The organism is Streptomyces sp. NPDC006368, assembly GCF_040612535.1.
Lineage (GTDB): Bacteria > Actinomycetota > Actinomycetes > Streptomycetales > Streptomycetaceae > Streptomyces.
The window spans coordinates 1-20,238 of the sequence record NZ_JBEXQK010000066.1; the positions used below are offsets into that span (position 1 = coordinate 1).

Below are 20,238 nucleotides of genomic sequence, written 5' to 3' on the forward strand. Positions count from 1 at the left end.
GAGGTGGGCAGTCCCCAACCCCCGGCCCGCCCCCCCCCGGGGGGGGGTGGGGCGGCCTCCCCATGTCGTCGTAGGATCGCGCCCCGCTGCGCGCCCTCCGCTGCGGCCCAGCCCGTGCCGGACCACCTTGGCCCGCCCGACACCGGCCCTCGATGGGCCGCCGAACACCCGGCACCCCACGCCCGACGGCTCCCCCGGGCCGACCGGCACAGGCCGCCCGGGCACCACCCGGCCGCGCAGCCGGCGAATGCCGCTGGGCACCGCCGCCCGCCGGGCGGCCCCCATGGGGCGCCCGCGTGCCAGGGCGTCGGTCGGTGCGCCGGGCCGCGTGGCGCGGCGCTGCCGCGTCCCGGGGAGGGGGCGTCAGCGCCCCAGCGCGACGGTCCCCGCAAGAGGGCCAGGGGGGTCCTGGGGGCGCAGCCACCGGTTTCGGGACGGGGCGGGGTGGGGGAAGCGCCTCGCGCCCACCGTCACCCGATGTCGGGCGGGTCCACCCGAACCCGTACGGGTTCCGTACCTCCCCGGGCCAACCGCGCGGCCTGCGCGGCCTTCAGCGCGGCGGCGAGGGCCGCACCGCTCCCCGGCGGGACCCGCACCAGTGCCCGCTCCCAGACCTCGCCCGGCGGGGCGTCGCCCGGGCGGCGCGGCGCCCCCGCCGGTGGGGGTGGCAGCGGCACGGGGCCCAGCACCTCGGCGTCCGGCGGCAGGTCCGCCGCCGCGAGAAGCGCCGTCACCGCCTCCGCCGGTCCGGTCACGGCGGCCATCCGGGACACCGGCGGGAAACCGAGCTCGGCCCGCTCCGCCAGCTCGCGCTGGGCGTGGCCCACCGGATCCCACCGGACCAGCGCCTGGACGGGCCGCAGCGTCGGCTCGGCCACCACCACGACGGTGCCGCCCTCGCCCTGCCCCCGCACCAGCGAGGCGGCGTCGATCCAGCGCCGCAGCGCCTCCTCGCCCGCCCGCAGGTCGGGCCGGCCGAGCATGGCCCAGCCGTCGAGGAGGAGCGCCGCCGCGTAGCCGCCCTCGGCGACCGGCTCGGCACCCGGGGTGCTGACCACCAGCGCGGGGCGCCCGGGGACGGTGTCCAGCACGTGGTCCCGCCCCGAGGTCCGTACCGGCACCGCCGGGAACGCCCGGCCCAGCTCCTCCGCCGTACGCCGCGCGCCCACCACCTGGGCCCGCAGGCGGACGGAACCGCAGGCGACGCAGTGCCAGTCGGGCGCGCCCCGCCCGCACCAGCCGCACCGCAGCTCCCGCTGCTCCGGCGCCTCCAGCGGCCCGGCGCAGTGACGGCACCGCGCGGGCGTGCGGCACCGCTCGCAGGCGAGCCTCGGGACGTACCCCCGCCGCGGCACCTGGACGAGTACCGGCCCGGACTTCAGGCCCTCGCGTACGGTCTGCCAGGCCAGCGACGGCAGCCGGGCGGCCCGCGCCGCCTCGTCCCGCGCCAGCTCCCCGTCCCCCACGGTCCGTACGAGCGGTGCGGCGACCCGCACCTGTTCCCGGGGCGCGACGAGGGGGCGGGCCCAGCCGGTCTCGACGAGTTGCGCGGCCTCCACCGTGCAGCTCGTACCGCCCAGCAGGAAGGCGCACCCGTCGTGGGCGGCGCGCAGGAGGAGCACCTCGCGCGCGTGGGGCAGCGGTGCGTGCGGTTCGCTGTGGCTGGAGTCCCCGTCGTCCCAGATCGCGACCAGCCCGAGGTCCCGTACGGGCGCGAACATCGCCGCCCGCGTCCCGACGACCGCCCGCACGGCGCCGCGCCGTACGGCGAGCCACTGCGCGTACCGCTTCTCGGGCCCGGCCTCGGCGGTGAGCAGCGCGTGCCGCCCCTCCCCCAGCAGGGCGGTCAGCGCCTCGTCGATCCGCGCGGCGGCCCGCCCGTCCGGCACCACGACGAGCGCGCCGCGCCCGGAGGCCAGGGTGGCGCCGACCGCCCGGGCGAGCTCGTCCGCCCAGTGCGGCCCGGGCAGCGCGTTCCACACGGCCCGGGGCGCCCCGCCCCCCGCCAGCGACCGCAGGAACGCCGCGCCCCGCGCGTACCGCTCCCACGTCCCCGGCTCCGGCGCGGGAGGCGGCGGAAGGGGCTCCGGTGACGGGCGCCCCTCGGCCTTGGCGTTGCGCGGCGGTATCGCGAGCTGGAGCACGTCGGCGAGGCTTCCCGCGTACCGGTCGGCGACCGCCCGCGCCAGCCCCAGCAGCTCGGCGCTCAGCACGGGCTCGGGCGACACGACGTCCGCGAGCGCGGCGAGCGGCCCGGAGTAGTCGGACTCGGCCCGCCGCTCGATGAGGAACCCGTCGATGAGCCGTCCGCCCTCGCGCCGTCCGTCCCGCACCTGGTGCGCACCGGCGCCGAATCTCACGCGCACCCGCACTCCCGGCTGCGCGACGGTGTCGAGCTCCTCGGGCACGGCGTAGTCGAAGAACTGGTCGAGGTGGAGCACGCCCTTGTTCACGACGACCCGGGCGACCGGCAGCTCCTTGGCGAGCGCGGCGCCCCGCCACGTCCGCGGCTTGGCCCGGGGCACCTTCGCCTTGCGCACCGTCTCCCGTATGAGCGCGAGCTGCTCGGGCGGCTCGGCCCCCCGGCCCCCGCCTTCCCGCTTCCCGTTCTCGCTGCTCACAGCCACATTCCTACCAGAGCCCACTGACAACGCCGCCCGGCCGGGAACGCCGAAGTCCGGCGCCCTTCACGGGGCGCCGGACTTCCGGGTGGTACTGGGGCGGGCTAGAGACCCGCCGCCTTGCGCAGGGCGTCGACGCGGTCGGTGCGCTCCCAGGTGAAGTCGGGGAGTTCACGGCCGAAGTGGCCGTAGGCCGCGGTCTGGGAGTAGATCGGGCGCAGCAGGTCGAGGTCGCGGATGATGGCGGCCGGGCGCAGGTCGAAGACCTCGCCGATGGCGTTCTCGATGCGCTCGACGTCCACCTTGGCGGTGCCGAAGGTCTCGACGAACAGACCGACGGGCTCCGCCTTGCCGATGGCGTAGGCGACCTGGACCTCGCAGCGGGAGGCCAGGCCGGCCGCGACGACGTTCTTGGCGACCCAGCGCATGGCGTAGGCGGCCGAGCGGTCGACCTTGGAGGGGTCCTTGCCGGAGAACGCGCCACCGCCGTGGCGGGCCATGCCGCCGTAGGTGTCGATGATGATCTTGCGGCCGGTCAGGCCGGCGTCGCCCATCGGGCCGCCGATCTCGAAGCGGCCGGTGGGGTTGACCAGCAGGCGGTAGCCCTCGGTCTCCAGCTTGATCCCGTCGTCCAGCAGCTGCTTGAGGACGTGCTCGACGACGAACTCGCGGATGTCGGGCGCGAGCAGCGACTCCAGGTCGATGTCGGAGGCGTGCTGCGAGGAGACCACCACCGTGTCGAGGCGGACGGCCTTGTCACCGTCGTACTCGATGGTGACCTGCGTCTTGCCGTCGGGGCGCAGGTAGGGGATCGTGCCGTTCTTGCGGACCTCGGTCAGGCGCTTGGACAGCCGGTGGGCCAGGTGGATCGGCAGCGGCATCAGCTCGGGCGTCTCGTCCGACGCGTAGCCGAACATCAGCCCCTGGTCGCCCGCGCCCTGCTTGTCCAGCTCGTCCTCGTCGCCCTCGACACGCTTCTCGTACGCGGTGTCGACACCCTGCGCGATGTCAGGGGACTGGGCGCCGATCGAGACCGAGACGCCGCAGGACGCGCCGTCGAATCCCTTCTTCGACGAGTCGTAGCCGATTTCGAGGATCTTGTTGCGCACCAGCGTGGGGATGTCGGCGTACGCCTTCGTCGTCACCTCGCCGGCCACGTGCACCAGGCCGGTGGTGATCAACGTCTCCACGGCGACGCGGGAGGTGGGGTCCTCCCGCAGCAGAGCATCGAGAATCGTGTCGCTGATCTGGTCAGCGATCTTGTCGGGGTGACCCTCGGTCACGGACTCCGAGGTGAAGAGACGACGGGACACAACGCTCCCTGTGTTTGCAGCGGCTGCTGGCTGATCGTTGACGGACCGGCAGGGGGCTGCGCCCCGCGTCGTTCCGAGGACAGTTTATCGGGCGCTCTCGTCGGTTGGACCAGGTGTCTCGCACCGTGGGAGTCGGATCGGCCACGCGGAGGGGCCCGTTCCACCCGATTCCACTCCCCTTGGGGTGGAGAACGCCGGTTTCGTCACGTTTTCATCCACCGGACGAGGCGGATGTGAAATTCATCCGGGTTTCACCCGTTTCGCACCAGACGGGGGACGACGAGGTCCCAGACGGTGTCCGCCAGGGCCTCCTTGGGGCCGTACGGAACCGGCGTCTCCGCACCGTCCGCCGCGAGCACCACGGCCTCGTTCTCCGCCGAGCCGAAGGTCTTGCGCTCCCCCACCTCGTTCACGACGAGGAGGTCGCAGCCCTTGCGGCGCAGCTTGTCCCGACCGTTGGCCAGGACATCGTCGGTCTCGGCCGCGAAGCCGACCACGACCTGGTCGGGGCGCGCACGGTCCCTGGAGATCTCGGCGAGGATGTCCGGGTTGCGGACCAGGGCGACCGGCTCCGGCTCCTGGCCGTCCCGCTTCTTGATCTTGCCGGTGGCGTACGCGGCGGGGCGGAAGTCGGCGACGGCGGCGGCCATCACCACGGCGTCCGCGTCCGCCGCGGCCTTCAGCACGGCCTCGCGGAGCTGGACGGCGGTGCCGACGTGGACGACGTCGACGCCCGCCGGGTCGGCCATGCCGGTGTTGGCCTCGATCAGCGTCACCCGGGCGCCACGGGCCGCGGCCGTCCTGGCCAGGGCGTACCCCTGCTTGCCGGAGGAACGATTCCCCAGGTAGCGCACCGGGTCCAGCGGCTCCCGCGTCCCGCCGGCGCTGACGACGACGTGGCGGCCCACGAGGTCCGGGTCGGCGGCGCCGCGCGCCAGGACGCGCCGACAGATCTCGAAGATCTCGTCCGGGTCGGGCAGGCGGCCCTTGCCGGTGTCGGCGCCGGTCAGGCGGCCGACCGCGGGCTCGATGACCACGGCGCCCCGCCGCCGCAGCGTGGCGACGTTCTCCTGGGTGGCGGGGTGCTCCCACATCTCGGTGTGCATGGCGGGCGCGAAGACCACCGGACATCGCACGGTGAGGAGGGTGTTGGTGAGCAGGTCGTCGGCGAGGCCGTGCGCCGCCTTGGCCAGCATGTCGGCGGTGGCGGGCGCGACGACGACGAGGTCGGCCTGCTGCCCGATGCGGACGTGCGGGACCTCGTGGACGTCGGACCAGACCTCGGTCGAGACCGGGTTCCCGGAGAGCGCGGACCAGGTGGCGGCTCCCACGAAGTGCAGCGCGGAGTCGGTCGGGACGACCCGTACGTCATGGCCGGACTCGGTCAGCCGCCGCAGCAGCTCGCACGCCTTGTAGGCGGCGATGCCGCCGCTGACACCCAGGACGACCTTCGGCTTGTGCACTCCTGCCTCCTCAAGGCGATGACACACCACAGGCCCGGCGGAGGATACCGCCGGGCCTGCGAACGACGTGATGAAGCGCTGCTTACTGCGCCGGGCCCTCAATGGCCTCGGAGGTCAGCAGACCCGCGTTGATCTCGCGCAGGGCGATCGAGAGCGGCTTCTCGTGGACGTGGGTGTCCACCAGCGGACCGACGTACTCCAGCAGGCCCTCACCGAGCTGCGAGTAGTACGCGTTGATCTGACGCGCACGCTTGGCCGCGTAGATCACGAGGCTGTACTTCGAGTCCGTGGCCTCGAGCAGCTCATCGATCGGCGGGTTGATGATGCCCTCGGGCGCGGTGATGGAAGAGGACACGCTCTACCTTCCGAAAACTTCTGGAAAATGGGACAAAGATCAAACAACTTGCATCAAGGCTAGCAGCTCACGCGCCACGTCCTCGACGGAGGTGTTGACGAGAGTGGTGTCGAACTCCGCCTCGGCGGCCAGTTCGATCTTGGCGGCCTCGAGACGGCGCTCGATGACCTCCGGCGGCTCGGTGCCGCGGCCGGTCAGCCGGCGGACCAGCTCGTCCCAGCTCGGCGGAGCCAGGAAGACCAGCTGTGCCTCGGGCATCGACTCCCGGACCAGCCGCGCGCCCTGCAGGTCGATCTCCAGGAGTACGGGTTCGCCCGCTTCGAGCCGGTCCAGCACCGCGCGGCGCGGGGTGCCGTAGCGGTTCCCCGCGAACTCGGCCCACTCCAGCAGTTCCCCGTTGGCGATCAGCTTGTCGAACTCTTCGTCGGAGACGAAGTGGTACTGGACGCCGTCCCGCTCGCCGGGGCGCGGCTTGCGGGTGGTGGCGGAGACCGACAGCCAGACTTCGGGGTGCACCTTGCGCATATGAGCGACGACCGTGCTCTTGCCGACCCCGGAGGGGCCGGAGAGCACGGTCAGCCGCGGACGTACGTCCGGGGGCTCGGGGGCGGTCCCCCGGGATGTTGCAGCCATGGGGCGATTATTCCAGGTTTACCTGGATGCCCCGGACAAACCCCGGACGTCAGGCCCCGGTGGAGCCGAACTCCCGTTCCAGGGAGGCGATCTGGTTGGAGCCGAGACCCCGCACACGGCGGCTCTCGGAGATGCCGAGCCGCTCCATGATCTGCTTGGCGCGGACCTTGCCCACGCCCGGCAGGGACTCGAGGAGGGCGGACACCTTCATCTTGCCGATGACGTCGTTCTTCTGACCCTGCTGGATGACGTCGTGGAGGGAGGCACCGGAGTGCTTGAGTCGATTCTTGACCTCGGCCCGCTCCCGGCGAGCCGCGGCGGCCTTTTCGAGCGCGGCTGCGCGCTGTTCAGGGGTAAGGGGCGGAAGAGCCACGCCTACGTCACCTCGGATGTCGAACTGTCGGATACGGACCGGTGAGGAACCTAGTCGGCCCCACACCAGGGGAGCAACGAGCAACGCAGTGCACGTTGGCTCTGCGACGGAGACTAGCGGCCATGGCCGCCGGAGTCAGCGAGAACGAACGAAAAGTCCTGGTCAGCATCGATCCACCGCGACATTACGGGCAAATCACCCCGGTTTTCGGGCCGGATGTCACCCCCGGGGAGCGCAAGCGGATCGAATAGTGAGTGACGTCACACCGGACGGACGCGAAAGCCCGCGGTCACCGTCCACCGGACGGTGACGCGGGCCCGCGCTCCGGAACGGGTCAGGCGGCGACCGCCGCCCGCACCTCGTCGGTGTACCGCTGCGCCGCCTCGCGCAGCCCGGCCGTGTCCGGCCCGTGGCGCAGCACGCCCCGGCTGACGCTCGGGACGACGTTGCGTACGGCGGCGCCGAAGACGCCCGGCAGGTCGGCCGGGGTGGCGCCCTGCGCGCCGATGCCCGGAGCGAGCAGCGGACCGTTGATGTCCAGGTCGAACGAGGACAGGTCGCCGAGCGTCGCCCCGACGACCGCGCCGAAGGAGCCCATGGGGCTCTCGCCCGCGTTGTCCTCGGCGAGGTGGGCGAGCATGGTCGCGCCGAGGGTGCGCCCGTCCTCACGCACCGCGCGCTGCACCTCGGCGCCCTCGGGGTTGGAGGTGAGGGCCAGCACGAACAGGCCGGCGCCGTTCTCGCGCGCCAGGTCGACGGCCGGCTTGAGCGAGCCGTAGCCGAGGTAGGGGGAGACGGTGAGCGCGTCGGAGAAGAGCGGGGAGTCCTTGCGCAGGTACGTCTCGGCGTAGGCGGCCATGGTGGAGCCGATGTCGCCGCGCTTGGCGTCCATGACGACCAGGGCGCCCGCGTCCCGCAGATCGGCGACGGCCTTCTCCAGGACGGCGATGCCCCGGGAGCCGAACCGCTCGAAGAACGCGCTCTGCGGCTTGAAAACGGCGACCCGGTCCGCGAGCGCGTCCACGACCGTCCCCGTGAACGCCTCCAGGCCCTGGACGTCGTCGTTCAGACCCCAGGCGGACAGCAGGGAAGTGTGCGGGTCGATGCCGACGCACAGCGGGCCGCGGTCGTCCATGGCCCGGCGCAGACGTGCGCCGAAGGGTTCGAGCGGGCTCATACGGTGGCCTTCCGGGTGTCGGCGCCGACGGCCTCGGCGAGGGTGGCGTAGGGGGATGCCCGGAGCCGGGCGGCGAGGCCCTTGTGGATAGCGCGGGCGTAGAAGGGGCCCTCGTAGACGAAGGCGCTGTAGCCCTGGATCAGGGTGGCGCCGGCGAGAATGCGCTGCCAGGCGTCCTCGGCGTTCTCGATGCCGCCGACGCCGACGAGCGTGATGCGGTCGCCCACGCGCGCGTAGAGGCGGCGCAGCACCTCCAGCGAGCGCTGCTTGAGCGGCGCCCCGGACAGGCCGCCGGTCTCGCCGGTGAGGTGGGCCGGGGACTTCAGGCCCCGGCGGGCGATGGTGGTGTTGGTGGCGATGATGCCGTCCAGGCCGAGCTCGACGGCCAGGTCGGCGACCGCGTCGATGTCCTCGTCGGCCAGGTCGGGCGCGATCTTGACGAGGAGCGGGACGCGGCGGTCGGTGACCGTGCGGTCGGCGGCCTCGCGCACCGCGGTGAGCAGCGGGCGCAGCGACTCGGTGGCCTGGAGGTTGCGCAGGCCGGGGGTGTTCGGCGAGGAGACGTTGACGACCAGGTAGTCGGCGTACCGCGCCAGCCGCTCGGTCGACGTCACGTAGTCGGCGGCGGCCTCGGCCTCGGGGACGACCTTGGTCTTGCCGATGTTGACGCCGACGACGGTCCTGAACACCGGCACGCGCGCGTGGAGCCGCTCCGCCACGGCCGCCGAGCCCTCGTTGTTGAAGCCCATGCGGTTGATCAGGGCGCGGTCCGGTACCAGGCGGAAGAGGCGCTTCTTGGGGTTGCCGGGCTGCGGCTCGCCGGTGACCGTGCCGATCTCGACGTGGTCGAAGCCCAGCATCGCCATGCCGTCGATGGCGACGGCGTTCTTGTCGAAGCCGGCGGCGAGTCCGAACGGGCCGTGCATGCGCAGGCCGAGCGCCTCGGTGCGCAGCTCCGTGTAGCGGGGGGCCAGGGCGGCGGCGACGAAGGTGCGCAGCACGGGGACGCGGGCGGCGAGGCGGATCCAGCGGAAGGCCAGGTGGTGGGCCTGCTCCGGGTCCATCCGCTTGAAGACCAGGTGGAAGAACAGCTTGTACATGGTGTGTGTCCTCATGAACGGCTTCATGAGAAGGGGGACACCGTTTCTCTCGGTGTCCCCCTCCCCCGTGGGCTGCTAGTCGCGGGCCGCGGTCAGGTGCTGTGCGTGTTCCTGGAGGGAACGGACGCCCACTCCGCCGTGGTTGAGGGCGTCGATGCCCTGGACGGCGGCGGCGAGCGCCTGGACCGTCGTCAGGCACGGGACGCCGCGCGCCACGGCCGCGGTACGGATCTCGTAGCCGTCGAGGCGGCCCCCGGTGCCGTACGGGGTGTTGACGATGAGGTCGACCTCGCCGTCGTGGATGAGGCGCACGATGGTCTTCTCGCCGGCCGGGCCCTCGCCCTCGGACTGCTTGCGCACGACGGTGGCGTTGATGCCGTTGCGCTTGAGGACCTCGGCCGTGCCGGAGGTGGCGAGCAGCTCGAAGCCGTGCGCGACCAGCTCACGCGCCGGGAAGATCATCGAGCGCTTGTCGCGGTTGGCGACCGAGATGAAGGCGCGGCCCTTGGTGGGCAGCGGGCCGTAGGCGCCGGCCTGCGACTTCGCGTACGCGGTACCGAAGACGGCGTCGATGCCCATGACCTCGCCGGTGGAGCGCATCTCCGGGCCGAGGACGGTGTCCACGCCGCGGCCGTGCACGTCGCGGAAGCGCGACCACGGCATGACGGCCTCCTTGACGGAGATCGGCGCGTCGAGCGGCAGGGTGCCGCCGTCGCCCTGCTTCGGCAGCAGGCCCTCGGCGCGCAGCTCGGCGATGGTGGCGCCGAGCGAGATGCGTGCGGCGGCCTTGGCCAGCGGCACGGCGGTCGCCTTGGAGGTGAAGGGGACGGTGCGGGAGGCGCGCGGGTTGGCCTCCAGGACGTACAGGATGTCGCCGGCCATCGCGAACTGGATGTTGATCAGGCCGCGCACGCCCACCCCGCGGGCGATCGCCTCGGTGGAGGCGCGCAGCCGCTTGATGTCGTACCCGCCCAGCGTGATCGGGGGCAGGGCGCACGCCGAGTCGCCGGAGTGGATGCCGGCCTCCTCGATGTGCTCCATGACGCCGCCGAGGTACAGCTCCTCGCCGTCGTAGAGCGCGTCGACGTCGATCTCGATGGCGTCGTCGAGGAACCGGTCGACGAGGACGGGGCGGGTCGGGGAGATCTCGGTGGACTCGGCGATGTACGCCTCCAGGCGCGCCTCGTCGTACACGATCTCCATGCCGCGGCCACCGAGCACGTACGACGGGCGTACGAGGACGGGGTAGCCGATCTCGTCGGCGATGGCCTTGGCGCCGGCGAAGGTGGTCGCGGTGCCGTGCTTGGGGGCGGGCAGCCCGGCCTCGGCGAGGACGCGGCCGAAGGCGCCGCGGTCCTCGGCGGCGTGGATGGCCTCCGGCGGGGTGCCGACGACCGGTACGCCGTTGTCCTTGAGCGCCTGGGCGAGGCCCAGCGGGGTCTGGCCGCCGAGCTGGACGACGACGCCGGCGATGGGGCCGGCCTGCGCCTCGGCGTGGACGATCTCCAGCACGTCCTCGAGCGTCAGCGGCTCGAAGTACAGGCGGTCGGAGGTGTCGTAGTCGGTGGAGACGGTCTCCGGGTTGCAGTTGACCATCACGGTCTCGTAGCCCGCGTCGCTGAGCGCGAAGGAGGCGTGGACGCAGGAGTAGTCGAACTCGATGCCCTGGCCGATGCGGTTCGGGCCGGAGCCCAGGATGATCACGGCGGGCTTCTCGCGCGGCGCGACCTCGCTCTCCTCGTCGTACGAGGAGTAGAAGTACGGCGTCTTCGCGGCGAACTCGGCGGCGCAGGTGTCGACCGTCTTGTAGACCGGGCGGATGCCGAGGGCGTGACGGACCTCGCGGACGACGTCCTCGCGCAGGCCGCGGATCTCGGCGATCTGGGCGTCGGAGAAGCCGTGGCGCTTGGCCTCGGCCAGCAGGTCGACGTCCAGGCGCTCGGCGGCGGCCAGGTCGTCGGCGATCTCCTTGATGAGGAAGAGCTGGTCGACGAACCACGGGTCGATCTTCGTGGAGTCGAAGACCTCCTCGCGGGTGGCGCCGGCGCGGATGGCCTGCATGACGGTGTTGATACGGCCGTCGGTGGGGCGGACGGCCTCCTTCAGCAGGGTGGCCTTGTCGCCGGGCTCGCCGGTGAAGGTGAACTGGCTGCCCTTCTTCTCCAGCGAGCGCAGCGCCTTCTGGAGCGCCTCGGTGAAGTTCCGGCCGATGGCCATGGCCTCGCCGACCGACTTCATGGTGGTGGTCAGCGTGGAGTCGGCGGAGGGGAACTTCTCGAAGGCGAAGCGAGGCGCCTTGACCACGACGTAGTCGAGAGTCGGCTCGAAGGACGCCGGGGTCTTCTCCGTGATGTCGTTGGGGATCTCGTCCAGCGTGTAGCCGACGGCGAGCCGGGCGGCGATCTTCGCGATCGGGAATCCGGTCGCCTTCGAGGCCAGGGCGGAGGACCGCGAGACGCGGGGGTTCATCTCGATGACGATGACCCGGCCGTCCTCCGGGTTGACCGCGAACTGGATGTTGCAGCCGCCGGTGTCGACGCCGACCTCGCGGATGATCGCGATGCCGACGTCACGGAGGATCTGGTACTCGCGGTCGGTGAGCGTCATCGCCGGGGCGACCGTGATCGAGTCGCCGGTGTGCACGCCCATGGGGTCGAAGTTCTCGATGGAGCAGACGACCACGACGTTGTCGTGGTTGTCGCGCATCAGCTCCAGCTCGTACTCCTTCCAGCCGAGGATGGACTCCTCCAGGAGCACCTCGGTGGTCGGGGAGAGCGTGAGGCCCTGTCCGGCGATGCGGCGCAGCTCCTCCTCGTCGTGGGCGAAGCCGGAGCCGGCGCCGCCCATGGTGAAGGAGGGACGGACGACGACGGGGTAGCCGCCGAGCGTCTCGACGCCCTTGAGGACGTCGTCCATGGAGTGGCAGATGACCGAGCGGGCGGACTCGCCGTGGCCGATCTTGGCGCGGACGGCCTCGACGACGCCCTTGAACAGGTCGCGGTCCTCGCCCTTGTGGATGGCCTCCACGTTGGCGCCGATCAGCTCGACGCCGTACTTCTCCAGCACACCCTGCTCGTGCATGGAGATCGCGGTGTTGAGCGCGGTCTGGCCGCCGAGGGTGGGCAGGAGCGCGTCGGGGCGCTCCTTGGCGATGATCTTCTCGACGAACTCGGGGGTGATCGGCTCGACGTACGTGGCGTCGGCGATCTCCGGGTCGGTCATGATCGTCGCCGGGTTGGAGTTCACCAGGATGACGCGCAGGCCCTCGGACTTGAGGACCCGGCAGGCCTGGGTGCCGGAGTAGTCGAACTCGGCGGCCTGGCCGATGACGATCGGGCCGGAGCCGATGACCAGGACGGACTGGATATCGGTGCGCTTAGGCACGCTCGGCCTCCATCAGGGATACGAAGCGGTCGAAGAGGTACGCGGCGTCGTGCGGGCCGGCGGCCGCCTCGGGGTGGTACTGGACGCTGAAGGCCGGCTGGTCGAGCAGCTGGAGGCCCTCCACCACGTTGTCGTTGAGGCAGACGTGGGAGACCTCGGCGCGGCCGTAGGGGGTCTCGGACACCTTGTCGAGGGGGGCGTCGACGGCGAAGCCGTGGTTGTGCGCGGTGACCTCGACCTTGCCGGTCGTCCGGTCCTGCACGGGCTGGTTGATGCCGCGGTGGCCGTACTTCAGCTTGTAGGTGCCGAAGCCGAGCGCGCGGCCCAGGATCTGGTTGCCGAAGCAGATGCCGAACAGCGGCGTCCTGCGCTCCAGGACGGCCCGCATGACGGAGACGGGGCCGTCGGCGGTGGCGGGGTCGCCGGGGCCGTTGGAGAAGAACACGCCGTCGGGGTTGACCGCGTAGACGTCCTCCGGGGTGGCCGTGGCGGGCAGGACGTGCACCTCGATGCCGCGCTCGGCCATGCGGTGCGGGGTCATGCCCTTGATGCCGAGGTCGACGGCGGCGACGGTGAACTTCTTCTCACCGATCGCGGGGACGACGTACGGCTCCTTGGTGGCGACCTCGGCGGCGAGGTCGGCGCCCTTCATCTGCGGGGCGGCCTGCACCTTGGCCAGCAGGGTCGCGTCGTCGGCGATGGCCTCGCCGGAGAAGATGCCGACGCGCATGGCGCCGCGCTCGCGCAGGTGGCGGGTGAGCGCGCGGGTGTCGATGCCGCTGATGCCGACGACGCCCTGGGCGGCGAGCTCCTCGTCGAGGGTGCGGCGGGAGCGCCAGTTGGAGGGGGTGCGGGCGGGGTCGCGGACGACGTAGCCGGAGACCCAGATCTTCTTGGACTCGGGGTCCTCGTCGTTGACGCCCGTGTTGCCGACGTGCGGCGCGGTCATCACGACGACCTGGCGGTGGTACGACGGGTCGGTGAGGGTCTCCTGGTAGCCGGTCATGCCGGTGGAGAAGACCGCCTCGCCGAAGGTCTCCCCCACGGCCCCGTAGGCGCGGCCGCGGAAGGTGCGGCCGTCCTCCAGGACGAGTACGGCGGGAACCCTTGTTCCCCTGGTGGAGGTCGTCATCGTGCGGCGCCTTCCGTCGTGATGGTGTGGTTCATGGAGTTGATGGCCTCGACCCAGGCGGTGTGTTCGGCCGCCCTGTCGGAGCGGAAGCCGGAGTCGATCAGCGTGTCGCCGTGCTCCCAGGTGACGATGAGCAGACCGCCCTCGGCGAGGACCTTGCCCGCGATGCCCTTGTCGAGGCGGGCCTCGCGCAGCTGCGGGGCCGGGATGAAGAAGTCGCGCGCTCCGGGGCGTACGACCTCCAGTCCCGCGTCGGTCAGCGTCAGCTCGGCGCGGCTGCGGGTGCCGAGACCGTGGGCCACGATCCGGTCGAGCCACTGCCCGGCGGTGGTGGAGCCGTGGTAGCGGCCGGTGAGTGTCAGCAGTGGCGGCTTGCCGCCTCCGCCGGGGGTGGTGGTGGGAGACGGGTGGGTCAGTCCCGCCTCGCCGGGCGCCTCGGGGGCGGTGGGGAGGTCCGGCAGGTCGGACTGGAGGCTTCCGCGCCACTTCCACCCCTGGCGCATCAGCCAGTAGACGAGGGCGATGAAGAGCAGCAGTCCGGCGACCCAGCCGAGCCGGGCGGCCCAGTCGGTCACCTCGGCGGATTTCTGTTCCGCAGCGAGTTCGAAGAGTGTCACGCCAGCTTCCCGTCCATGAGCGTCGCCCGGCCCCGCAGGAAGGTGTGGGTGACGCGCCCCGGCAGCTCGCGGCCCTCGTAGGGGGTGTTGCGGCTGCGGGAGGCGAAGCCCGCGGGGTCCACCACACCACGGTATGCCGGATCGACCAGGGTCAGGTTGGCGGGCTCACCAGCCGAGACGGGGCGGCCGTGGCCGGTGGCGCGGCCGATCAGCGCGGGCTTGAAGGACATGCGGTCGGCGACGCCGGCCCAGTCCAGCAGCCCGGTCTCGACCATCGTCTGCTGGACGACGGACAGCGCGGTCTCCAGGCCGACCATGCCCATGGCGGCGGCGGCCCACTCGCAGTCCTTGTCCTCGTGCGGGTGCGGGGCGTGGTCGGTGGCGACGATGTCGATCGTGCCGTCGGCGAGCGCCTCGCGCAGGGCCATCACGTCGCGCTCGGTGCGCAGCGGCGGGTTCACCTTGTAGACCGGGTTGTACGAGCGGACCAGCTCGTCCGTCAGGAGCAGGTGGTGCGGGGTGACCTCGGCGGTGACGTCGATGCCGCGGGACTTGGCCCAGCGGACGATCTCGACGGAACCGGCGGTCGACAGGTGGCAGATGTGGACGCGGGAGCCGACGTGCTCGGCGAGGAGGACGTCGCGGGCGATGATCGACTCCTCGGCGACGGCCGGCCAGCCGCCCAGGCCCAGCTCGGCGGAGACGACGCCCTCGTTCATCTGGGCGCCCTCGGTGAGGCGGGGCTCCTGGGCGTGCTGGGCGACGACGCCGCCGAAGGCCTTCACGTACTCCAGGGCGCGGCGCATGATCACCGCGTCGTCGACGCACTTGCCGTCATCGGAGAAGACGGTGACACCGGCGGCCGACTCGTGCATCGCGCCGAGCTCGGCCAGCTTCCTGCCCTCCAGGCCCACGGTGACGGCGCCGATGGGCTGGACGTCGCAGTACCCGGACTGCTGCCCGAGCCGGTGGACCTGCTCGACGACGCCCGCGGTGTCGGCGACCGGGAAGGTGTTGGCCATGGCGAACACGGAGGTGTAGCCGCCGCTCGCGGCGGCGCGGGTACCGGTGAGGACGGTCTCGGAGTCCTCGCGGCCGGGCTCGCGCAGGTGGGTGTGGAGGTCGACCAGGCCGGGCAGCAGGATCTGCCCCGCCGCCTCGACGACGGTCGCGTCCCCGGCCGACAGGCCCGTACCGACCTCGCTGATCGTCTCGCCGTCGATCAGGACGTCCCGGGCCTCGCCGCCCAGCACCTTCGCACCACGGATCAGGATCTTGCTCATCGTTACTTGCTCTCCTCGGTACGGGCGTGGGTGGCGGCGGGCGCGTCCCTTGGTTCGGACACGGCGCCGCCGAGCAGCAGGTAGAGGACGGCCATGCGGATGGAGACGCCGTTGGCGACCTGTTCGACGACCGTGCAGCGGTCGGAGTCGGCGACGGCGGCGGTGATCTCCATACCGCGGACCATGGGGCCGGGGTGCATCACGATGGCGTGCTCGGGCATCTTCGCCATGCGGTCGCCGTCCAGGCCGTAGCGGCGCGAGTACTCGCGCTCGGTCGGGAAGAACGCGGCGTTCATGCGCTCGCGCTGGACGCGCAGCATCATCACGGCGTCGGACTTCGGCAGGGTGCTGTCGAGGTCGTAGGACACCTCGCAGGGCCAGGTCTCGACGCCGACGGGGACGAGCGTGGGCGGGGCGACGAGGGTGACCTCGGCGCCGAGCGTGTGCAGCAGGTCGACGTTGGAGCGGGCGACCCGGCTGTGCAGGACGTCGCCGACGATCGTGATGCGCTTGCCCGCGAGGTCCTGGCCGAGGCCGGCGTCCCGGCCGATCAGGCGGCGCCGCATGGTGAAGGCGTCGAGCAGCGCCTGGGTGGGGTGCTGGTGCGTGCCGTCGCCGGCGTTGATGACGGCGGCGTCGATCCACCCGGAGGTGGCCAGGCGGTACGGGGCGCCGGAGGCGCCGTGCCGGATGACGACGGCGTCGACGCCCATCGCCTCCAGGGTCTGCGCGGTGTCCTTGAGCGACTCGCCCTTGGAGACGGAGGAGCCCTTGGCGCTGAAGTTGATGACGTCGGCGGAGAGGCGCTTCTCGGCGGCCTCGAAGGAGATGCGGGTGCGGGTGGAGTCCTCGAAGAAGAGGTTGACCACGGTCCGGCCGCGCAGGGTGGGCAGTTTCTTGATCGGCCGGTCGGCGACCCGGGCCATCTCCTCGGCGGTGTCGAGGATGTGGACGGCTTCGTCGCGGGTGAGGTCGGCGGCCGAGATGAGGTGGCGCATCATCGGGGGGTTCTCCGGGTTCGTGGAGTTCGAGGGCCGAGGGGTGTCCAGGGGTCCTCGGAGGGAGGGGCCCGGTGGACATGCGGGCGCGCAGGGGCGTCACGCCGTACGCGGGGGTCGTACGGAGGCAGCTACTGCTCGCCGGCCGGGGCGGTCTCGCGCGAGCCGAGCAGCACGGCGTCGCGGCCGTCCTCCTCGGCGAGCTGAACCTTGACCGTCTCCCGCAGCGACGTGGGGAGGTTCTTGCCGACGTAGTCGGCGCGGATGGGGAGCTCACGGTGGCCTCGGTCGACGAGGACCGCGAGCTGGACGGCGCGCGGGCGGCCGAGGTCGCCGAGCGCGTCGAGAGCGGCGCGGATGGTGCGGCCGGAGAAGAGCACGTCGTCGACGAGGACCACGAGACGGCCGTCGATGCCGTCGCCGGGGATGTCGGTGCGGGCGAGCGCGCGCGCCGGGCGCATCCGCAGATCGTCGCGGTACATGGTGATGTCGAGCGAGCCGACCGGCACCGGGCGGCCGGTGATCTGCTCCAGCTTGTCGGCGAGACGGCGGGCGAGGAAGACCCCGCGCGTGGGAATGCCGAGCAGAACCACGTCGTCGGCGCCCTTGGCGCGCTCGACGATCTCGTGGGCGATACGGGTCAGAACCCGGGCGATGTCGGGGCCCTCGAGCACGGGGCGCGCCGCATCGGACCGCTGAATGGCGTCCATAAGAAACGGACCTCCTTCTCCGCCTCACGGGACGGACCTTAAAGGACGTCGGAATTGCGCCATCCACGGTACCAGGGCGCGGAGACCACTCCCGCCACGCCTGTGGAAGAGCGTCGGTACGGACCATTCGGCTTGACGCGGCCAAGTAACGCTGCGTAACCTCACAGTGAGTTACCAGCCGCGGCAGAGCCGCATGTCGACACTGCGTCCCGGGAGCTATATGTCCAGCGAATACGCCAAACAGCTCGGGGCCAAGCTCCGTGCCATCCGCACCCAGCAGGGCCTCTCCCTCCACGGCGTGGAGGAGAAGTCCCAGGGCCGCTGGAAGGCCGTCGTGGTCGGTTCGTACGAGCGTGGCGACCGTGCCGTGACCGTGCAGCGCCTCGCCGAGCTCGCCGACTTCTACGGCGTCCCGGTGCAGGAGCTCCTGCCGGGCACCACCCCCGGCGGGGCCGCCGAGCCGCCTCCGAAGCTGGTCCTGGACCTGGAGCGCCTGGCGCACGTCCCGGCCGAGAAGGCCGGCCCGCTGCAGCGTTACGCCGCGACGATCCAGTCGCAGCGCGGCGACTACAACGGCAAGGTGCTCTCGATCCGCCAGGACGACCTGCGCACCCTCGCCGTCATCTACGACCAGTCCCCCTCGGTCCTGACCGAGCAGCTCATCAGCTGGGGTGTGCTGGACGCGGACGCACGGCGCGCGGTCGCCCACGAAGAGGCCTGATCGGGCCCCGTCCCTCAGCAGAAACGTTGCCGCCGGGTGCGGCGCGCACCTCCGGGTGGAGCGCCGCGGCCGGCGGCTTTCGCATGCCGGCCACCCGCGCGTACGCCCGGCGGCTCGGGCGGGGATACGCCGAAGGGCCCGCGGCGCGGTCTCGCGCGGCGGGCCCTTCGTACGGGCTCGGGAGGTCAGCCCCGGCGGAGGCTCGGCTTCAGGTCCTTGAAGCGTCCCAGCAGGCCGTTGACGAACGACGGGGACTCGTCGGTGGAGAACTCCTTGGCGAGCTGCACCGCCTCGTCGATCACCACCGCGTCCGGAGTGCCGTCCACCCACACCAGCTCGTACGCGCCGAGGCGCAGGATGTTCCGGTCGACGACCGGCATGCGGTCGAGCGTCCAGCCCACCGCGTAGGTGGCGATGAGCTCGTCGATACGGCCCGCGTACTCCGCGTACCCCTCGACCAGCTCCATCGTGTAGTCGTTGACCGGCGGCTGCCGGTCGTCGGACCGGGCGTGCCGGATCCAGTCCGCGAGCACCTCCTGCACGGACACCCCGCGCTGGTCGGCCTCGAAGAGGATCTGGAAGGCGCGCTTACGGGCCTTGTTGCGGGCAGCCACGGTTAGCTGTTCACCCGGCCGAGGTAGTCGCCGGAACGGGTGTCGACCTTGATCTTCTCACCGGTGGTGATGAAGAGCGGGACCTGGATGGTGTAGCCCGTCTCCAGGGTGGCCGGCTTGGTGCCACCGGTGGAGCGGTCACCCTGGACACCGGGCTCGGTCTCCTGGATGGTCAGCTCGACGGCGGCCGGGAGCTCGACGTAGAGCACCTCGCCCTCGTGGGTGGCGACGGTGGCGGTGAAGCCCTCGATCAGGTAGTTGGCGGCGTCGCCGACGGCCTTGCGGTCCACGTGCAGCTGGTCGTACGTCTGCATGTCCATGAAGACGAAGTACTCGCCGTCCATGTACGAGAACTGCATGTCGCGGCGGTCGACGGTGGCCGTCTCGACCTTCACACCGGCGTTGAACGTCTTGTCGACGATCTTTCCGGAGAGCACGTTCTTGAGCTTGGTACGCACGAAGGCCGGGCCCTTGCCGGGCTTGACGTGCTGGAACTCGACGACGGACCAGAGCTGGTCGTTGTCGAGCTTGAGCACCATGCCGTTCTTGAGGTCGTTCGTGGTGGCCACGGTTGCGGAATCTCCTGGACTGACGCTGGTGGACGACCGAGGCGTGGTGCCCTGCGCGCCTACAGCGCGAGCAGCTCCTTGGTCGTGATGGTGAGTAGCTCGGGTCCGCCGTCCGCCTCCTGGCGCACGACGAGCGTGTCATCGATCCGGACCCCGCCCCGGCCCGGGAGGTGGACCCCCGGTTCGACGGTGACCGGCACACAAGCGTCCAGTTTACCCATGGCGGCGGGTGCCAACTGCGGGTCCTCCTCGATTTCGAGCCCGACGCCGTGTCCGAGGAAGGGCGCGACGGCGTCGCCGTACCCGGCCGCGTCCAGGATCTGACGGGCGGCGCGGTCCACGTCGCGGTACTCCGCGCCGGGGGCCAGGGCCTCGCGCGCACCCCGCTGAGCGGCGAAGACGAGATCGTACAGCTCGATCTGCCAGTCGGCGGGGGCCGTGCCGATGACGAACGTGCGGCCGATCTCGCAGCGGTAACCGCGGTAGTTGGCGCCCAGGCAGACGGAGAGGAAATCACCCTCCTCGACCCGGCGGTCGGTCGGCCGGTGGCCTCCGCGGCCCGCGTGCGGCCCCGTGGCCACCGACGTGGGGAACGCCGGGCCGTCCGCGCCGTGGTCGACCAGCCGCCGCTCCAGCTCCAGCGCCAGGTGCCGTTCGGTCCGGCCGACGAGGATCGACTCCAGCAGTTCTCCGAGCGCCTGGTCGGTGATCTCGGCCGCGATGCGCAGGCAGGTGATCTCGTCCTCGTCCTTGACGACGCGCTCCTGCTCGATGGCGTGGCCGAGGTCGTCGAGGCGCATCCGGGGCGCGACCGAGCCCAGCGCCCGGTACCGGGCGACGCTCAGGTGGTGTTCCTCGATGGCCAGCGTGTCCACCGCCGCCTTGCGCGCGAAGTCGACGGCCGCGACGGCGGGGTCACCACCGGCGGAGGGCAGGACCACGTGGCGCAGGGTCTCGTCCAGACGGCCTTCGGAGGAGTCACCGGTGGGCGTCCGGGGGCACACCAGGACGTCGTCACCGGCACCGATGAGCAGGACCGCGCCGGGGGGTGATCCACCGGCGAGGTAGCGGACGTTCGCGACGCGGCCAGCGGGCTCCTGCTGGAGGTCCACAAGGGCGCCAAGGGCAGCGGTGCCAATGTGCAGCAGGGCAAGGAGAACGGCAGCCCGGGCCAG

18 protein-coding genes are annotated in these 20,238 nt (G+C 71.8%); 1 reads left to right on the forward strand and 17 read right to left on the reverse strand.

Annotation, left to right across the window (positions count from 1 at the left end):
• Positions 1 to 470 precede the first annotated feature (470 nt).
• From ABZZ38_RS29150 to pyrR, 14 genes are all read right to left on the reverse strand, one after another.
• Positions 471 to 2,621 (reverse strand): primosomal protein N', encoded by a 2,151-nt coding sequence (locus ABZZ38_RS29150; RefSeq protein WP_356745329.1) that lies wholly within the window; start codon positions 2,619 to 2,621, stop codon positions 471 to 473.
• A 104-nt stretch (positions 2,622 to 2,725) separates the two neighbouring features.
• Positions 2,726 to 3,934, reverse strand: a complete 1,209-nt coding sequence (metK, locus tag ABZZ38_RS29155) for a methionine adenosyltransferase (RefSeq protein WP_356745331.1) — start codon at positions 3,932 to 3,934, stop codon at positions 2,726 to 2,728.
• Positions 3,935 to 4,185: 251 nt separating this feature from the next.
• Complete coding sequence (coaBC, locus tag ABZZ38_RS29160; protein ID WP_356745333.1) at positions 4,186 to 5,397, reverse strand: bifunctional phosphopantothenoylcysteine decarboxylase/phosphopantothenate--cysteine ligase CoaBC; 1,212 nt, start codon at positions 5,395 to 5,397, stop codon at positions 4,186 to 4,188.
• A gap of 82 nt (positions 5,398 to 5,479) precedes the next feature.
• A complete protein-coding gene (rpoZ, locus tag ABZZ38_RS29165) occupies positions 5,480 to 5,752 on the reverse strand; it encodes a DNA-directed RNA polymerase subunit omega (protein ID WP_005319902.1) in 273 nt (90 codons plus the stop codon).
• Positions 5,753 to 5,791: 39 nt separating this feature from the next.
• On the reverse strand, positions 5,792 to 6,385 hold the full coding sequence (gene gmk, locus ABZZ38_RS29170) for a guanylate kinase (RefSeq protein WP_356745335.1): 594 nt from the start codon (positions 6,383 to 6,385) through the stop codon (positions 5,792 to 5,794).
• A 49-nt stretch (positions 6,386 to 6,434) separates the two neighbouring features.
• The gene (locus ABZZ38_RS29175) at positions 6,435 to 6,758 is read right to left on the reverse strand and encodes an integration host factor (RefSeq protein WP_356745338.1); all 324 of its coding nucleotides are present in this window, start codon (positions 6,756 to 6,758) and stop codon (positions 6,435 to 6,437) included.
• Between the two features lie 334 nt (positions 6,759 to 7,092).
• Positions 7,093 to 7,935 (reverse strand): orotidine-5'-phosphate decarboxylase, encoded by an 843-nt coding sequence (gene pyrF / locus ABZZ38_RS29180; protein ID WP_356745340.1) that lies wholly within the window; start codon positions 7,933 to 7,935, stop codon positions 7,093 to 7,095.
• A complete protein-coding gene (locus ABZZ38_RS29185; RefSeq protein WP_356745356.1) occupies positions 7,932 to 9,035 on the reverse strand; it encodes a quinone-dependent dihydroorotate dehydrogenase in 1,104 nt (367 codons plus the stop codon). The genes pyrF and ABZZ38_RS29185 overlap by 4 nt, the downstream gene beginning before the upstream one ends.
• A gap of 75 nt (positions 9,036 to 9,110) precedes the next feature.
• Positions 9,111 to 12,419, reverse strand: a complete 3,309-nt coding sequence (gene carB, locus ABZZ38_RS29190; protein WP_356745342.1) for a carbamoyl-phosphate synthase large subunit — start codon at positions 12,417 to 12,419, stop codon at positions 9,111 to 9,113.
• On the reverse strand, positions 12,412 to 13,551 hold the full coding sequence (carA, locus tag ABZZ38_RS29195) for a glutamine-hydrolyzing carbamoyl-phosphate synthase small subunit (RefSeq protein ID WP_356745344.1): 1,140 nt from the start codon (positions 13,549 to 13,551) through the stop codon (positions 12,412 to 12,414). Before carA ends, carB begins: the two co-directional genes overlap by 8 nt.
• Positions 13,548 to 14,168, reverse strand: a complete 621-nt coding sequence (locus ABZZ38_RS29200) for a hypothetical protein (protein ID WP_356745346.1) — start codon at positions 14,166 to 14,168, stop codon at positions 13,548 to 13,550. Before ABZZ38_RS29200 ends, carA begins: the two co-directional genes overlap by 4 nt.
• A complete protein-coding gene (locus ABZZ38_RS29205) occupies positions 14,165 to 15,451 on the reverse strand; it encodes a dihydroorotase (protein ID WP_356745348.1) in 1,287 nt (428 codons plus the stop codon). The genes ABZZ38_RS29200 and ABZZ38_RS29205 overlap by 4 nt, the downstream gene beginning before the upstream one ends.
• Positions 15,452 to 15,453: 2 nt before the next feature.
• Positions 15,454 to 16,452, reverse strand: coding sequence for an aspartate carbamoyltransferase catalytic subunit (locus ABZZ38_RS29210; RefSeq protein ID WP_356745350.1), 999 nt, complete (start codon positions 16,450 to 16,452; stop codon positions 15,454 to 15,456).
• 128 nt (positions 16,453 to 16,580) lie between these two features.
• Positions 16,581 to 17,159 carry a bifunctional pyr operon transcriptional regulator/uracil phosphoribosyltransferase PyrR gene (pyrR, locus tag ABZZ38_RS29215; protein ID WP_356745352.1) on the reverse strand — a complete coding sequence of 193 codons (579 nt, stop codon included), beginning with the start codon at positions 17,157 to 17,159 and terminating at the stop codon, positions 16,581 to 16,583.
• Between the two features lie 220 nt (positions 17,160 to 17,379).
• Between pyrR and bldD the strand changes: the two genes are divergently transcribed.
• Positions 17,380 to 17,880, forward strand: coding sequence for a transcriptional regulator BldD (gene bldD, locus ABZZ38_RS29220; protein ID WP_064068023.1), 501 nt, complete (start codon positions 17,380 to 17,382; stop codon positions 17,878 to 17,880).
• Between the two features lie 185 nt (positions 17,881 to 18,065).
• Here the strand turns inward: bldD and nusB are convergent, their stop codons facing one another.
• Genes nusB through ABZZ38_RS29235 form a run of 3 tightly spaced genes read right to left on the reverse strand, consistent with a single transcriptional unit; the run spans position 18,066 to position 20,175 of the window.
• Positions 18,066 to 18,494 carry a transcription antitermination factor NusB gene (gene nusB, locus ABZZ38_RS29225; protein WP_356745354.1) on the reverse strand — a complete coding sequence of 143 codons (429 nt, stop codon included), beginning with the start codon at positions 18,492 to 18,494 and terminating at the stop codon, positions 18,066 to 18,068.
• 2 nt (positions 18,495 to 18,496) lie between these two features.
• Positions 18,497 to 19,063, reverse strand: a complete 567-nt coding sequence (gene efp, locus ABZZ38_RS29230) for an elongation factor P (RefSeq protein WP_031078254.1) — start codon at positions 19,061 to 19,063, stop codon at positions 18,497 to 18,499.
• A 59-nt stretch (positions 19,064 to 19,122) separates the two neighbouring features.
• Entirely contained in the window at positions 19,123 to 20,175 is a 1,053-nt protein-coding gene (locus ABZZ38_RS29235) for a M24 family metallopeptidase (RefSeq protein WP_356745358.1), read from the reverse strand.
• Positions 20,176 to 20,238 lie beyond the last annotated feature (63 nt).

Coding starts and splice junctions, on each gene's coding strand:
- gmk (WP_356745335.1), bottom strand. CDS start 6,385: ATGGCTGCAACATCCCGGGGGACCGCCCCCGAGCCCCCGGACGTACGT.
- pyrF (WP_356745340.1), bottom strand. CDS start 7,935: ATGAGCCCGCTCGAACCCTTCGGCGCACGTCTGCGCCGGGCCATGGAC.
- ABZZ38_RS29185 (WP_356745356.1), bottom strand. CDS start 9,035: ATGTACAAGCTGTTCTTCCACCTGGTCTTCAAGCGGATGGACCCGGAG.
- carA (WP_356745344.1), bottom strand. CDS start 13,551: ATGACGACCTCCACCAGGGGAACAAGGGTTCCCGCCGTACTCGTCCTG.
- ABZZ38_RS29205 (WP_356745348.1), bottom strand. CDS start 15,451: ATGAGCAAGATCCTGATCCGTGGTGCGAAGGTGCTGGGCGGCGAGGCC.
- ABZZ38_RS29210 (WP_356745350.1), bottom strand. CDS start 16,452: ATGATGCGCCACCTCATCTCGGCCGCCGACCTCACCCGCGACGAAGCC.
- pyrR (WP_356745352.1), bottom strand. CDS start 17,159: ATGGACGCCATTCAGCGGTCCGATGCGGCGCGCCCCGTGCTCGAGGGC.
- bldD (WP_064068023.1), top strand. CDS start 17,380: ATGTCCAGCGAATACGCCAAACAGCTCGGGGCCAAGCTCCGTGCCATC.